The sequence below is a fragment of the Chitinophaga sp. Ak27 genome, from assembly GCF_012726295.1.
Lineage (GTDB): Bacteria > Bacteroidota > Bacteroidia > Chitinophagales > Chitinophagaceae > Chitinophaga.
Window position 1 is genome coordinate 203,062 of the sequence record NZ_JABAOB010000003.1, and the last position, 16,578, is coordinate 219,639.

General features: G+C 46.4%; 10 protein-coding genes. 7 read left to right on the top strand and 3 right to left on the bottom strand.

The annotated features are described in order from the left end of the window. Positions 1–85: 85 nt before the first annotated feature. A complete protein-coding gene (locus HGH90_RS12310) occupies positions 86–2,812 on the bottom strand; it encodes a PHB depolymerase family esterase (RefSeq protein ID WP_169191213.1) in 2,727 nt (908 codons plus the stop codon). Positions 2,813–2,985: 173 nt separating this feature from the next. Here HGH90_RS12310 and HGH90_RS12315 point away from each other — a divergent pair, with 173 nt between their 5' ends. Then, complete coding sequence (locus HGH90_RS12315; protein WP_169191214.1) at positions 2,986–4,104, top strand: aryl-sulfate sulfotransferase; 1,119 nt, start codon at positions 2,986–2,988, stop codon at positions 4,102–4,104. Positions 4,105–4,135: 31 nt separating this feature from the next. Beyond that, positions 4,136–5,137: a c-type cytochrome gene (locus HGH90_RS12320; RefSeq protein WP_168761733.1), complete on the top strand. Its 1,002-nt coding sequence runs from the start codon at positions 4,136–4,138 to the stop codon at positions 5,135–5,137. A 70-nt stretch (positions 5,138–5,207) separates the two neighbouring features. Here the strand turns inward: HGH90_RS12320 and HGH90_RS12325 are convergent, their stop codons facing one another. Together HGH90_RS12325 and HGH90_RS12330 are read right to left on the bottom strand one after the other, a co-directional pair. Further along, positions 5,208–6,998: a DUF885 domain-containing protein gene (locus tag HGH90_RS12325; protein WP_169191215.1), complete on the bottom strand. Its 1,791-nt coding sequence runs from the start codon at positions 6,996–6,998 to the stop codon at positions 5,208–5,210. A gap of 114 nt (positions 6,999–7,112) precedes the next feature. Further along, entirely contained in the window at positions 7,113–8,480 is a 1,368-nt protein-coding gene (locus HGH90_RS12330; protein ID WP_168761735.1) for a DUF1080 domain-containing protein, read from the bottom strand. Between the two features lie 249 nt (positions 8,481–8,729). Between HGH90_RS12330 and HGH90_RS12335 the strand changes: the two genes are divergently transcribed. From HGH90_RS12335 to scpB, 5 genes are all read left to right on the top strand, one after another. Beyond that, entirely contained in the window at positions 8,730–11,735 is a 3,006-nt protein-coding gene (locus tag HGH90_RS12335; protein ID WP_169191216.1) for a SusC/RagA family TonB-linked outer membrane protein, read from the top strand. A 23-nt stretch (positions 11,736–11,758) separates the two neighbouring features. After that, positions 11,759–13,369 carry a RagB/SusD family nutrient uptake outer membrane protein gene (locus HGH90_RS12340; RefSeq protein WP_169191217.1) on the top strand — a complete coding sequence of 537 codons (1,611 nt, stop codon included), beginning with the start codon at positions 11,759–11,761 and terminating at the stop codon, positions 13,367–13,369. Between the two features lie 156 nt (positions 13,370–13,525). After that, on the top strand, positions 13,526–14,107 hold the full coding sequence (locus HGH90_RS12345) for a DJ-1/PfpI family protein (RefSeq protein ID WP_168761738.1): 582 nt from the start codon (positions 13,526–13,528) through the stop codon (positions 14,105–14,107). Positions 14,108–14,275: 168 nt separating this feature from the next. Beyond that, complete coding sequence (gene atpG / locus HGH90_RS12350; RefSeq protein WP_168761739.1) at positions 14,276–15,160, top strand: ATP synthase F1 subunit gamma; 885 nt, start codon at positions 14,276–14,278, stop codon at positions 15,158–15,160. Positions 15,161–15,280: 120 nt separating this feature from the next. After that, on the top strand, positions 15,281–16,567 hold the full coding sequence (scpB, locus tag HGH90_RS12355) for an SMC-Scp complex subunit ScpB (protein ID WP_169191218.1): 1,287 nt from the start codon (positions 15,281–15,283) through the stop codon (positions 16,565–16,567). The last annotated feature ends 11 nt before the right edge of the window (positions 16,568–16,578 follow it).

A 16,578-nucleotide genomic window follows, 5' to 3' on the forward strand; every position in this document is an offset into this window, starting at 1 on the left:
AAAAAGGGACCGATGGTATGTACCTCAATAATAAGAAAGCATCGTGCCGGTCGGCGCGATGCTTTCTTATTATTGAGGTACACCGCTACTTCCAGTATTCATCGAAATAGCCTTTTATCAGGATCGCCTCACTGATTACATTTTTTACTTCATAATCATACCACCCGGTATACTGTAAGTCGGGCACCATATGCACTATAGACGAGTTGTTGGACCCAAGCAGCAGGATATATTTTTTAGGATTTAAAGGATTAGGATAGATAAGTGTATATCCTAAAGAATTGCCGTCAATATGCCGGGAGCCAATATCCAAAGCGTTGGCACTAATTTTTAGGGGAAGTTTGGATACCAGGCGCCTAATGAAAGAATTGGTAGTGGGGTTGCCGATAAGTATCAGGTTACTACGGGCAATATCCCCGTTACTCACAGCTGCAGCGGTTTTAACAGGGCAAGTGTTGAAGTTGTTTTCCTGCCAGTTTTGAATGAATTTATTCACCATCGTTTGGTTGGCCAATCTTTCTTCTTTGGTGCCGGTATCGCCGGTTACCAACAGGAAATTGTCTTTAAAGATATCGTTGATGGGACCTTCTACGTCGTGATTTTTTTCAAAGAGTTCCGGCTGCTGTTGTTTATCAATGGATAAGTGGAGGGCATCTGCCTGTGGAGCGATGTTAAAGTAAGTGGTGTCGTTGTTGGTAATCACCAATAACTTTTTGTTTCGCTGAAGTCCGGGTAATTGTGTTAAGTTGATCGAATACCTGCGTATATTCTTCGTTGTTATCTTAAGCTGGTTGTTATTGTTAAAGACTGCCCGGATATTTGCCAGCGTATGCAGTGTATCCATCTGATCAATGGTCATCCAGTAAGCCCGGTTATACTTTAACTGAAAGGTGGAAAAGTTGATGGATAGCGGTGTTGTAGTTACTTTATCCTTAAAAAAGACAAACATCTTTCGGAGGAGGAGTGCATCAGGGTATAGATCCAGGCTGGGTGTTTTGGTAATATTTTCTACACTATCCAATATGATATTAAATTCCTGTTTTTTCGCCTGATGGTATATTGTTTTTGAAATAGCATAGTCAGATTTATGGTCTGCTGGCGCATGAGCAATATATAAGGGGATATGCTGATAGTTATTAATCATTTGGAGCAAGTTGTTTTCCTTTACCCATTCTGTTGGATAGCGGAACAGGTCGGAGCTGGGAGCCAGCATCGTTTTGCTTTTGGTATAGTTAAGTTCCGGACCTTCTACGCCAATGGCTGCAAAATATTCCGGAAACCTGTTAGCCAGCAGCATGGCAAACATGCCGCCCGAACAAACGCCATACAGGTACACGCGATGTGAATCGATGTTATAGTCTTCACCAACTTTATTCATTGCCTGGAAAATGCTGGTGGAAACAATCGGGTTTAGATTATATCTTTCAAAGATCCTTGCAGCAGGCCACAGGATAGCATATCCAAATTTATCTGCAAGCCTTGTCAGCGCATCTATTTTATCTAAATAGGCTACATGGGGGCTCTGGATGAAGGGTACTTTTTGGCCTACCCATGGAATCACCATCACCAACGGGATGGGAACGTTTTTGCGGTAAGTACCGGGAACATAGACCATATAGTTTTCAGTACCTCCATCTACCTTTGAAATATAACCACGCAGATGCCTTCCTGGAATGTTGGAGAACTGGGCGTTATTTACAATACCGGCTATGTCAAATAAGGTAGTTGCAATTTTTCGGTATAATTGGTCATCGCATCCGTACCGGGTTCCAAAACTTTTCAGGTACCGGAACCTGGAAAAAAGTGTTTGGGTATTCACCAGGAAGTCGCCGCTGGGCCTGCCAGTCGATAATTTAATAGAGTCGGCATCATACACATCATGGTAGTTGCCTATCATGAATATTTCGCTCAGGGTGTCTCCTGGTACCAGTATTTTACATTTATAGGATCCTTTATCAAGATGGGGTAATGGGATTTGCCAATTCGCTCCACGGGGTAGTTTGGTGGAGAGCATTTCTTTCCCTGCCGGATTGAAAACCTGTAAGACGGTTGAATCGCACAGCGGTGTGAAGCAAGGATTCAGGTTTACTTTTAAACTATCGTTTGCGCCCAGCAGGCAGTGTTCCAAAAAATCGTATCCGAATTTATGCTGATAAAATTCTGCGGCATAATCGATGCGGCTCATGTTGAGGTAGAAGGCCCAATATCCTCCGCCATTATTACACTTCAGCAAAACAAAGTTGAGCCCTTTTTGCAGGTGTACAGTAATAATGTTAGTGTTTCGCTGCATAGACCTTGCATCATTTACGCGAAAGCATAACTTTTGATTTACCCATATCTTCATCCCGTCATCGCTACCCAGGAGAAACGCAATATCCTGATCTATAGGGCTGTTCACGGAAAATACGCCATAGCAGTTGGCATGAGGGAGCGCTGTAAACAGATCTACGCCATCCACATAAGAGTGCGGTGTTTGATACAGGAAACTCTTTTTCCCTGCTCTATCCCTTAACCGGGAAATGTTATCAAAATTGATTTCCTCTTCCCGGAGTCCATATTGGATAAACTCATCGGTATCAATATGATGTAATGATCCTGTATCGCTTGTAAATGGGCCAAACAATATCATGCGGCCAACATTCACTTCACTGTTGAATTTTTCAACTGCCGGCAACTGGATATTGGGAACCTCCGAAGTGTTGGCGCAAGCGGTAAATAAGGCTGCCAGGAGCGGCAAAAGGCTGGCATACTTGCGCGGAAAGTACAAGGGTATAGGCTGCTGCCTGCCGGGGCGCTTTCGTAGGGTTATCATTTTGTGGGTTATGATTTTGATCTTAGAGAATAGAGTTTTAAATTACACACAATTATTCCAATTGTCAAGGTTTCACGAAGTGGAAATATAATTTACTACTGATACTAATCCTGATCTCATACCAGGGAGTTTTTATATCACAGAACAATGAATTTTTACTAATTATCAACCTAATGAGTTTACGCCACTGGCTTTTAATTTTATTAATTATCCTCTGCGCTTGTCGCCAACCAACCACCAAATCCTTGCCCTATTGGGTACAGGAAGCATTTAGTATAGATAGTATGCAACCGGCAAAGTTATCATCCCGTTTCCGGGATGGTTATGTGCTGTTGAGTCAGCGCGACGATCCGGGAGCTTTATTTCTCCTTAACAGCAGAGGACGGGTGGTATGGTTCCACCAGGTAAAAGGTACCGGTTTTAAAACCGCACATTTTACGGCTAATAAAACATTTCTCTGTATCCTGGGTGGTAAAGAATATGCTACCAGTTATGGTAATCAGATATTGGAAATATCGCTGGAGGGCGATACCCTGTTAAACCTGCGCAAAGGACAGGGGGACTTTACCGCCAATGCACACCATGAAGTGCTGTTAAATCCTGATAATAACATCGTACTGTTAAGTACTGTGGAAAAGGTGGTTGATCTCAGCTCCGCCGGTGGCAGCGCCCGCGATACCGTTAAAAGCGATGGGATTCTCGTGCTGGACCGCAGAGGTCATAAGCTGTGGGAATGGACGGTGTTTGATGCGTTAAGTCCACTAACGGATACGGCTATACTGCATACGCGTACTGACTGGATGCATGCCAATAGTCTTAGTTACGATAAAGACGGCAACTATCTCATTTCCTTTTACAACAACGGACAAATCTGGAAGCTGGACGCCCGCACAGGTCACGTGATCTGGAAGTTTGGCCGTGGGGGCGATTTTAGCTATCCCGATTCGGCTGCTTTTGATATGGGGCATGCGGTGCATATCAATAGCGAAAATGACCTGATGTTGTTTGATAACGGCGTATCCAGCCAACGGTCACAAACACTTAGTTTTCACCTGGATGAGCAAAATAAAACCGCCACTGCAAGTATCCGTTCTCCTTTACCAGGTTATTTGTTTAATGATCGTATGGGAAGCGCTTACCTGGTGGATAAGGACAACCTATTGCAATGTTGCTCCAAACGTAATACAGTTTTGCTGACCGACCGGCATGGTACGCCGCTGTGGCAGCTGCGTTGCACCTTTATTCCTTACCGGGCGGAATTCATTCCTAAGGAAGTCCTGCCTGATTTATAGTATTTTTTGGAAGATAAATACCTGGCCTATTATGAAGAGTTCACTAAGTATCGTTACCGGTGGTTTCCTGCTGGCTACTGCCGCCACCGTATTTTATTCCTGCCAGACCAAGGTGCAGGAAAAAGAAAAAGAGAAAACACCGGTGGTAACCACTGCGTTGTTACAAGTGGATAGCACGGCTATCCCTAAGGATAAGTTTGGAGAGGAAGTAAAATATGGACAGCAGCTGATGTACAATACGGCCTATTACATAGGGCCGGAAGGTATCAATGGTAAGTATCTTGGCAATAAAATGAATTGTACCAACTGTCACCAGCAGGGTGGTACCAAGCCTTTTTCTTTTAACCTCATGTTGTCGCACGAAGACTATCCCCAGTACCGCGCCCGTGAAGGGAAAGTATTGACCCTGGCAGAAAGGGTGAATAACTGCGTTACCCGTCCGCATAACGGCCGGCCGTTGCCGCTCGACAGCAAAGAGATGGTAGCATTCCTGTCATACTTCAGGTGGATCAATAGCTTTGTGCCGAAAGACCAACCTTTTAAAGGTCAGAAAAACCTGTCGGTGACTTTACCTGATATAGCGGCTAACCCGGAGCATGGTGCGTTGCTGTATGAGCAACATTGTTCCCGTTGTCATGGTAAAGAAGGAGAGGGACAATTACGCGCCGACCAGGTTACCTATACCTATCCGCCCCTATGGGGAAAATATGGCTATCAGCCGGGTTCCAGTATGCACCGCATTATTAAACAAGCACAATGGTTGAAAGCCAACATGCCATATGATAAGGCTACCTGGGATAAGCCTTTCCTCAGCGATGCCGAAGCTATGGATATCGCGGCTTTTGTAAACGACGACAGCCGTCATCAGCGCCCCGATATAAAAAGCTTTGATTACCCGCATATGGAAGAAAAAGCATTGGACTATGATAAGGGTCCTTTTGCTGATACTTTTTCCGTTGCCCAGCATAAGTTTGGCCCTTATCAACCGGTAGTTGATTATTGGAAGGCGAAGGGCATGAAAGCCAGTTATTGAAGCCCTATGTAAGCAAAAAGGTTGTTCCATCATCTGGAACAACCTTTTTTATACCAGTAGTTAACCCGGATTATTTTTGTGCAGCTGCCCAGCGGGCCATTTTCTGTTCCAGTACAGAAAGTGGTACACAACCATCTTTCAGTAACTCATCGTGGAAAGAAGACAGGCTGAATTTACTGCCCAGGGCAGTGGTATATTTATTGCGTAGCTCACGTATTTTCAGTTCCCCGATTTTATAGGAAAGTGCCTGTGCCGGAATGGCCATATAGCGCTCAATTTCAGCAGTAGCTTCCTGTTCGGATAGCGGTTCGTTATCCATCATGTATTTGATGGCTTGTTCGCGGGTCCAGCCTTTGGTATGCAAACCAACGTCAACGACTAAACGAATAGCGCGATGTATTTCATCGGTCAGCCGGCCAAAGTACATATAGGGGTCGGTATACAGTCCCAGTTCTTTACCCAGGCTTTCGCAATAGAGTGCATATCCTTCGCCATAGGCGCCAATCCAGGAAAAGCGGCGGAACTTCGGCAGGGAGTCATTTTCCTGTTGCAGGGAGATCTGGAAATGGTGTCCAGGAATAGCTTCATGCAGGAAGAGGCATTCCATGCCGGTGTAAGAAAACTGGGTAGCATCGAGAATGGGCACATAAAATACGCCGGGGCGGGTGCCGTCGGCACTGCCCTGCATATATTCTGCCGATGCGGAGGCGGCCCGGTAGGCTTCGGTTTGCCGGATTTCGAATGGTGTTTTAGGGAGATGACCGTACATCTTTTTAACGCTGGGCATGATTTTATTTTCGATGGCTTTGAATGAATCGAGAATAGCCGCGGGCGTTTTAAATATGCGTAGTTTTTTATCCGTACGAACGGAGGCAAAAAATGCCGGTAAGTCGCCCTGGAAGCCGGTGCTGTTTTTCACTGTCTCCATTTCGCCCCTGATGCGGGTTACTTCTTTTTCACCCAGGTTGAAGATAGCTTCAGGGGTGAGGTCGGTAGTGGTCCAGGTTTTAACGAGGTAGGCGTAATAAGCTTTACCATCTGGTATACCGCTGATACCGCTGCTGCTGCGCGCCTGGGGCAGGTATTCGTTCTGTAGGAAAGCCTGTAGTTTAGCGAAGGAGGGCAGTATATATTTTTCAATAGTTGCTGTATAATCCTTTATCAGCTGTGATTTCACTTCAGTGCCGAGCGAGTCGGGGATCATTTTCAGCGGGGCGTAGTATACGTTATTAGCCGGGTCTTTTTTGGCCAGGTCGGTCACCTGTGGAATCACTTTCACCACCAGGCTTTTGGGCAATACATAGCCGGAGGCCATGCCGCGGCGCATATTGGCAATAGCGGTATCGGTCCATATCGCAAAGCGTTCCATACGATGCATGAAGTTGCGATAATCTTTTTCTGTTTTGAATGGCTGAGCCGAGGTGCCGCCAGCCAGCTGGGTGAGGGTGAGTGGCAAACAGGTAAACTGTTGTACCGGCATCAGGTAGTCATGAAAGGTAAGCCCTTCCCGGTTGATGTTGAACTCTCTTCGCAACATATCGTAGGTGATACGGTCGTTGCCGGAGAGGAGGCTGGTATCAATCCCTTTGATGGCTTGCTGGTAGCTGGCGAAAAACGAATCGGCTTTAGCGCGATAGCTTTCACTGATATCTATCGGCAACTGGTCGTTGTATTGATTTTCGCCATTTTGGGTGGCTTGTAAAGGATTGAGTGCCATGTTTTCGGCATAGTAACGACTGGCCAGGTGGTGAAGGGAATCGGCTGTGGCTGCAGGGTTGCTATGATTCCCGGGCGATTGACAGGCGCCCGCAAAAAGCGAGGCTGCGATCAACAGGTAACGCGGTTGTTGTAACTTGATCATGTGAATGGGTTGTGAATAAGCAGTAATTTACCGTTTTATCCAAAGAAAAAAGCTTTCCGAAGAATCGGAAAGCTTATTTAGAACAGTGAACAATGAAAAAAAAGATAAAAAATATTACTTAAGATTTTTTATGCGAATACTTTTGAAAGAAACCTCATTACCGTGATCCTGTAACAGGATATGTCCTTCCGGCCACAACCCAAAATTCTTCCAGTTTTTATACTTGCTGATAGCTACCAGGTCCTTGAAAGCTTGGGAGCCACGCTCGTATTCCAGCACTTTAAACCCATTTAACCAATGCTCTACGTGGTTATTTGGATACACAATAATACGACCTTTGTTCCATTCTCCAATAGGGTTGATGGCACGTTTTTCCTGTTTTCTTGTCATGAGATCGTAAAGGCTTGCTAACGTGCGGTTTCCATCGCGTCCTAATTTGGCATCCGGGTGCTTTTCGTCATCTAATACCTGGTATTCAAGCCCGATAGCCGACTTACCCCCTGTTTCATAGGTTTCGCTCACAAAGTATTTTACGCCGCTATTCGCGCCTGGCGTGAGTTTGAACATAAATTCCAGTTCAAAGGCGCCGTATTGTTTTTCGGTGACAATGTCGCCGCCGCTGCCTTCCTCATCCCCATTGGAATGCTGGATGGTCAATACCCCGTCGTTGATCACCCAGCCTTTGTCTGGGAAAGTTTTCTTGTACACGCCTCTCCAGCCTTTGGAGGTTTTGCCATCCCATAACAGTTGATAGCCGTTTTTCTTTTCCTGGCCGGAAATGGTGTTATCCACGTTGTTAACTACGTAGATATTATCGTAGGGCGAATACTGGGAAGGAGCCGGGTTTTCGATGATCCGGATATTTTTCCAGTAGATATTTTTATTATCATCTTCTGCTTTTTTGCCGATACCATGCACCTGGAGGGCGATAAAGCCCTTAGGCAGGGCGGTATCCACCAGGTGAGCAGTAGGCACGCCATTTACCCAGGTACGCATTTCATTGCCCCGGCACTCTATACGGTATTTATTCCAGCCGTCTTTTTTAAACGCCTGCTGTCCCGCCGGGTTCAGTTCCATCGGGTATTGCCAGCCCCTGCGGCCTTCTTCATAAATACCACCGCTCCATTTGCGGTCAGATGGGTCTATTTCCATCTGGTAGCCGAATACACGTCCGTTCTGGTAGTCGGGCCTGCTCTGGCTGCGGAATTGGATGCCGGAGTTAAATTCCTTTCCCAGCTTGAATTCCAACTCCAGAATAAAGTCCCCGTACTCTTTCTCTGTGGCCAGGAATGAATTTGGTGTATTCATTACCGTGGTACCCACAATTTCACCGTTCTGGGCATTGTATTTTGCCTCACCTCCCAGCTGTTTCCAGCCTTTCAGGTCTTTACCATTGAAAAGTTGGTGCCACTGGGCTTTTTGGGCATATAGGCCGCCATACATACATAGCAGGGAGCCGCATAAAAGGATCACTTTTTTCATAACTAAAAAGGAATAAGAAGCCCAAAATAATCAATGGAAATGATTTCTACAACCGATTGCAAAACATTTTTATTTTACATATATGACGTAGGTGGTCCCCGGGACCGATGATTATCACGATTTTTAAAATAAAGTTTGCAAACGATTGCAAAAATGTAAAATTGTCTTATTTTGGTTCATCGAAGAACCTGAAGCGACGGGCCAAAATCTAACTAAGTATCCTTTATTCCACTTATCACAAACTACGTTATGAAAAGATCTTTCTCACGTTTTGTCTGTATGATAGCATGTCTGCTATTTCAGCAACTCACCATGGCACAGGGAAATTCCTCTACGGTGGAGGGAAATGTACTGGACGCCCAAAAAACGCCTCTTGTAGGGGTAACTGTTTCTATTAAAGGAAGGAGTTCCGGCACACAAACAGATGCCAAAGGACATTACCGGCTACAGGTGAAAGACCCGGCTAATGCCACGTTGGTATTCACTTTTATTGGTTTTTCATCGGTAGAAGAACCTATCAAAGGTCGCACTATCATCCCGGTCATCCTGCAGGAAGACCGTAAAAAACTGGAAGAAATCGTAGTTGTAGGGTATGGCCAGCAGAAGAAAAAAGATGTAACCGGCGCCATCTCCTCGGTAGGCACCAAAGCCATACAGGACGTACCGGTTACCAATCCGCAACAAGCCCTCCAAGGCCGCGCTCCCGGCGTGGAAGTTATTAACAATAGCGCCAAACCCGGCGACGAACCACAGGTACGTATCCGCGGTACCCGATCTCTGTCGGCCGGCAACGACCCGCTCTACGTGGTAGATGGTATTCCGTACGCTGGTAATCTCAGCGATATCGGTACAGGAGTAATACAATCGATGGATATTTTGAAAGATGCCTCAGCCACAGCCATTTATGGTTCCAGAGGCGCCAACGGCGTTGTGCTCATTACTACTCAACGCGGTAAGCTGAGTAAACCCGTGGTATCCTACAGCGGCTCCTACGGTTATGTACAACAGCTGGGCGAAACAGATATGATGGATGCCAACCACTTCATTGAAATGCGCCGTGAAGCCAACCGCACCATCGGCAAGTATAACGATAATAACCGCGACTCTTCCGACGCCGTTATCTTTAATGCCACCGAACTGGCCAATATTAAAAAAGGAACAAATGTTGACTGGCAAAAGCTCATGATCTCCCCGGGATACCAAACCAACCACGCTATCTCTGTAGCTGGCGGCTCGGAAAGAACCAAGTATACCGTGGGACTCGGATACTTTAAAGACCAGGGCGTATTGAAATTACAGAGCTACGAACGCTATAACATCAACCTGGGCATCGACCAGATGATAGGCAGCCGGGTACGCGTAGGGGCATCCCTGTTAGGCGCTTACAGCCTGCGCAACGGCGAAACTTATAATGGTATCGATAATGCCTTGAAAATGCTGCCTATCGCATCGCCCTACGATGATAAAGGCAACCTCATTATCCTGCCTACCGGCGATAGCCAGCAACCCAATCCACTACTGGATTATGTACCCGGTAACCGCGTGGAGCTGATGAAACGTTTCCGCCTCTTTACCAGTTTGTACGGAGAAGTGGAAATCGTTAATGGCCTGAAATACCGGCTGAACGTAGGTCCAGACCTGCAATACTACAACTATGGCCTTTTCCAGGGTAAAAACAATACCAACCTGCTGATAGGTGGTGGCGACGCACAGGCCAGCAAAGGCAACGCATCCACCCTGGCTTATACCATTGAAAACGTGTTGACTTATAACAAGTCTATCAAAAAGCATAATCTCGCTGCTACTGGCTTGTACAGCGTACAACGGCAAACAGCTGATGTCATGACCACCAACGTAAGAGGGATCCCGGTGGAAACACAGCAATATTTTAACCTGGGACAAGCGCTCTCCGTAACAGGCGTAACCAGCAGTCTCAGTACCTGGACTATCCTCTCTTACATGGGACGTATTAACTATGGTTACGACGATCGTTACCTGTTAACACTCACCCTCCGCGCCGACGGCTCTTCCCGTTTTGCACCCGGGAAAAAATGGGGTTACTTCCCTTCCATAGCAGTAGCCTGGAATATTATCAACGAAGCCCCCTTCAAAAACCAGCATACCCTCGATAACTTAAAGCTCCGCGCCAGCTATGGCCGTATCGGTAACACCGGTATCAACCCTTATGCTACGCAGGGATTGTTGACCAGGATCCCTTACTCCTACGGTGGAAAGGGCTCCCTGGGCTTTGTACCGGGAGATTTGCGCAATCCTAACCTGACCTGGGAAACCACTACTTCCACTGATATAGGCCTGGATTTCGGCTTCTTCAATGGCCGCATTACCGGTGTGGTGGAATGGTATAACCAGAAAACCACCGACCTCCTGATGCCGCACCTGCTGCCCTTCAGCAATGGCTTCAACCAGGTACTGGAAAACCTGGGCACTTCGAGGAACCGTGGATGGGAAGTAGGACTCTCTGCTATCATCATCGACAACCCTAAAGGCTTTAGCTGGAAGATGGATGCAAACGTTTTCAGGAACCGCTCCAAGATCCTTTCTATTGGCGGTGGAAGAAGTGCAGACGTGGGTAATGGCTGGTTTGTAGGTCAGCCTACTTATGTCTATTACGACTTTAAAAAGACAGGTATCTGGCAGGTGGAAGACGCTAAGCTTGCCGCTAAATATGGCGTAAAACCAGGAGAGATCCGGCTGGAAGATGTGAACAAAGACAGCACGATCGATGCCAAAGACAGGCAGATACTGGGTTCCCCGGAACCTAAATGGTCGGCCGGTACCACCCAACGCTTTTCTTATAAAGGTTTTGAATTGTCGATCGTAGCATTTGCCCGCATAGGCAGTATGATACGGAGTGATTTTTACTCTAACTATAATACCCTCTTTGGTCGTTACAATAACCTGAACATTGATTATAACACGCCTTCCAATCCTACCAACGATTTTCCAAGGCCCAATGCCAACCAGGAAAGACCCAGCAACTACCAGTCGCTCAGCTATTTTGATGGCTCTTACTTCAAAATCAGGAATATCACCCTGGCTTATAGCTTGCCGGATGCACTCGTAAAACGGATGCAGATGCAGGAATTACGCTTTAGCGTAGGAGTGAAGCAGCCGCTGATCATTGCACCTTACCGCCAACAGTGGAAAGGAATAGATCCGGAAGATGTGAATGTAATCGGTATTGATGCACCAGCCACCTGGATGTTGCAATTTGGATTGAATGCGAGATTTTAATCAACTCTTAAAAGGAAAACGTTATGAAATATATAGTGCCTATCATGTTACTGGCTTTTGCAGTAAGCTCCTGTAACAAAATGCTGGATGAAAAAGTAGTCACCAATGTGACAGACGATTTTTATAATACCAAAGCCGGATTTCAAACCGCCGTTACCGGCTCCTATGTGGCGATGCGTAACTTTTACAGTACGGAAAGAGGGATGACGCTAACAGAAACCGGTACAGATATTTATACCAATGGCTCCGATGGTAACTACAAATTTACCAGTCAATATACTTCGCAGCTGGATGCCCGCTACGACCATGTGAGGGAAGTATGGAACAGCTTTTATCAAACCATCAATACCTGTAATGTGGTGGTAGACCGGGCCAATAACATCCCGGGGCTCGATGATGCCACCAAAAAAACAGGCGTAGCAGAGGCGTTGTTCTGCCGCGCGCATTACCATTTTATCCTGATGGAAATGTTTGGGGCCATACCCTTACAGCTACATGAGAATACTAAGATTGTAACGGAATCGCACCGCGACAGCGTTGCCGCTGTATACGATGCTGTGATCGCCGACCTGCTGGCGGCTGATAAAGACTTGCCGGCAGCTGCTGCCAACTGGGGACGGGCTACCAAAGCGGCTGCTGAACACCTGCTGGCCAGGGTATACCTCACCCGCGCTTCTTCGCCCCAGGCTAAACCGACAGATTATGCCGATGCTGCGAAATATGCCGACCAAGTGATCAAAAATTTCGGATTCCGCCTGCTGGATGATCCCGGACAGGTATGGGCGCAGGGCAAGGAAAATAATTCAGAAACAGTATTTGCCGCGCAATACACCGCCGATCCGCTGTATGGTTATCCTGACAATAATGCCTGCCGCTTTTTCCTGATGCAGTACGATGTATTGGCCGGTATGAAACGTGATCTGCCTAATGGCACGCCCTGGAAGCGTTTCCGCCCTACAAAATTCCTGATCGACACGCTGTATAAAGACCGCGTACATGATGTACGTTACGAAAAGTTCTTTACTACCGTATGGTACGCCAATACCGCTACCTCCAAGTTAAATGTAGGAGATACCGCCGTATACCTGCCAGGCTATGATGTTACCAAAGCAGAAATAGAGAGTAAAAAATACATGCTGGTGCCGCCTAGGCTGTATACCGAACGCCTGTATCCTTCCCTGAATAAGTTTGCCGATTCCCTACGCCCGGATAACCAGGCTTCGGGTGTAAGGCCCTTTATCGCTTTCCGTCTCGCAGAAGCTTACCTGATCGAAGCAGAAGCCAAAATGATGCAGGGGGATAATCAGGGCGCCGCCGACCTGGTAAACATAGTACGCTGGAGAGCCGCCCGGGTAGGTGCTACACCAGTCGAAACACAGGCCAATCGCGATGCGCTCACCGTTAAAGCATCCGATATGACCATCGACTTTATACTCGACGAAAGAGGACGGGAGCTGGTAGGCGAGCAAATGCGCTGGTTTGACCTGACCCGTACCCACAAATTGCTGGAAAGAGTACAACTACATAATACCGAAGGGGGACCCAACATTCAACCTAAACATGTACTACGCCCAATTCCACAGGACCAGATAGACAGATCGTCTAATCCGTTCCCACAGAATCCTGGCTACTAGTAGCAACAGAAAGCTTAAAGCTTAAAACAAAAGGCTATTGAGGCGAATGACCTTGGCGATTTTTAATATTCGCTTTGATCATTCGCCTCAATGGCTTTTTGCTTTCTGCCTGCTGCTTTTTGCTTATCTTCATTAACTCAAAAAACCTTTCGTCCTATGGCACAGAAAAAGATATTGCTACTTACCGGTGATTATGCAGAGGATTATGAAACCATGGTACCTTTCCAGATGCTGCAGATGATCGGCCATGATGTACATGCTGTTTGTCCGGATAAAGCAGCCGGCGATAAAATCAAAACAGCGATCCATGATTTTGAGGGCGATCAAACCTATAGCGAAAAGCCAGGACATGGTTTTGTACTCAACGCCACTTTCAACGATGTTGCAGGCGCCGATTATGATGCCCTCGTTATTGCCGGTGGCCGGGCGCCGGAATACCTGCGTTTAAATAAGAACGTGCTGGAGCTGGTAAAACACTTTTTCCTGGAAGATAAACCCGTGGCGGCAGTATGTCATGGTATCCAGATCCTGACAGCAGCCGACGTGGTGCGCGGCAAAAAATTAACCGCTTACCCTGCAGTAGCACCTGAAGTCACGGCCGCAGGTGGTACCTATGTATCAGTGAATGTATATGAGGCAGTGGTAGATGGTAAACTGGTGACGGCACCCGCATGGCCTGCTCATCCGCAATGGATAGCCGCATTTTTACAGGTGCTGGGAACCAGTATAACGCTGTAAATTTCATTATTTGTAATATATTGATTACAAATACCATAAAGAAAGTTTAAATTATCTTTCTACGGATTTTCAAATTAAACGGGCATTACTTACCTTTGCAGCCAAATTCAGGAGGCTATCCCTGCATTGGCAATTGATAATTCGTAATTTGTAATTGATTTTTATAATATGTCCGGACAGCTTAAAGAAGTTCGTAACCGAATCAAATCTATTCAATCTGGTCAGCAGATCACCAAAGCCATGAAAATGGTAAGTGCTGCTAAATTAAGACGCGCCCAGGATGCTATCATGCTGATGCGCCCTTATGCTGTAAAGCTCCAGGAAATGTTACAGAATATTGTTTCCAACAGCGAAGGCAATATCAATACACCACTGGCGGCACAGCGCCCTGTTGAAAAAGTATTGATCGTGGTTATTACGTCTGACAGAGGTTTGTGCGGTGCTTTCAACTCTAACCTGATCAAAACGGCTAAACGCGTGATCCGCGAAAAGTACACAGAACAGTTTGAGAAAGGCAACGTAGAACTGTTACCAATTGGTAAAAAAGGCTACGAGCACTTTATGCAAAACGGTTATAAAGTAAATGGCCAATTCTGGCAGATTTTCTCCAGCCTTACTTTTGATCACGTAAAAGAAGCTGCAGCAGTAGCCCTGAATGGTTTTACCAACGGTACTTATGATGCAGTGGAAATTGTGTACAGCGAATTTAAAAACGCCGCTACACAACTATTTGTAACAGAACAGTTCCTGCCTATTGCTAAGGTGGAAAACCAGGATAAAAGCGGTCTGAAAGCTGACTTCATTTTCGAGCCTGAGAAAGAAACCCTGATTGCAGAACTGATGCCTAAAATTCTGAATACCCAGTTCTTTAAAGCCATCCTGGATTCACATGCTTCTGAGCATGGCGCCCGTATGACTGCAATGGACAAGGCAACAGAAAACGCCAGCGAAATGCTGCGTTCCCTGAAGATCTCTTACAACCGCGCCCGTCAGGCAGCAATTACCACCGAGCTGACAGAAATCGTGAGCGGTGCTGCAGCATTGGCTGGATAAGCAGTGTAAGACACTTTTTAACATTAAAGTCAACAACTGAATTAATATTTTCAGATTAGGGTCAAAGACTGTATTTTCGGTCTTTGACCTTTTTTTATAAAATCCACCTCCTGTTAACGTATGGAAATATCACAGATCATCCCGCACGTGGAAGCATTAATTTTTGCCGCCGACAGGCCCTTGCCTTTGCTGGAAATAGTGGATCTGCTCAACAATGCATTGGCTTTCCTGGAAGACCGCACCAACCTGGATCAGGTAGAAGCCGCCATGGAGGCCATCCGGGAAAAATACAGCTCAGAGTTTTATGCGTTTGAAGTACGTAGTAGCGGTGGTGGCTATCAATTCCTTACCAAGAAAGAATATTACCAGACAGTAGCCCAGCTGAACGGGGATAAATTCCTCAAACGCCTGTCTACCGCAGCACTGGAAACCCTTGCTATTATTGCTTACCGCCAGCCTATTTCCAAAGGAGAAATTGAATACATCCGGGGCGTAAGTACTGATTACTCTATCCAGAAACTCCTGGAAAAAGAGTTGATCGTTATTACCGGCCGTAGCGAAGACCAACCAGGTAAACCCCTGCTGTACGCTGTGTCCCGCTCTTTCATGGATTATTTTGGCCTCGCCTCTGTAGCCGATCTGCCTAAGCTGAAAGAACTGTTTGATGAAGAAATCGTACAACCCACGCTGATCAGCGACGAAACAGCTACCCTCGGCAGAGGTGAACATAGTCAACAGAGTAATACAGAAGGTATTCATTCCCTGATGGTTTCGGAAGATGGAGAATTACTCGATCCCGATCACCAGCTCGATCATGTTGCCGCCGCTCCACCTGAAGATGAGCACCCTGCTTCGGAAGATGAAGAGGTAGAACCAGATGATGAAATTGTGCGCCTCGATGATTTTATCGAAGAAGCCAACGAGGAACTGGAAAATAACGATGAAGAAACCGGGAGTGCCGAAATTACCAATATCCCCGCACCCGAACTCGAAGCAGCACCAGATGAAGAAATAATTGACGGGGAAAGTAATGAAGATCCGGATGGCATCATGGAAGATGCTATCTCCCATATGGCGGATACCACAGCAAACATCCCTGCAGCGGAAGAAGAAGCCGATAAAAAGGAAGACACAGACGAAAAGCCGGAAGAGGACGATGGCCTGGAGGAATTCGACAACTCATTTGAAGAGCGGCTTTTCGGGGAAAAATTATTACAGGTGAATGGTCCTGATGCGGGTAATGAAGAAGAGGAAGAGGACGAAGATGAGGATGAAAACGATGATGATGATGATGATGATTGGGATGAAGAAGAGGAAGACGACGATGAAGAAGAGGACGACGGTGATGAGGAAGATGACGAAGAAGACGATGACGAAAGTACAGATCCCGGCGACAGAAGAAAATAAGTGTAGATCAT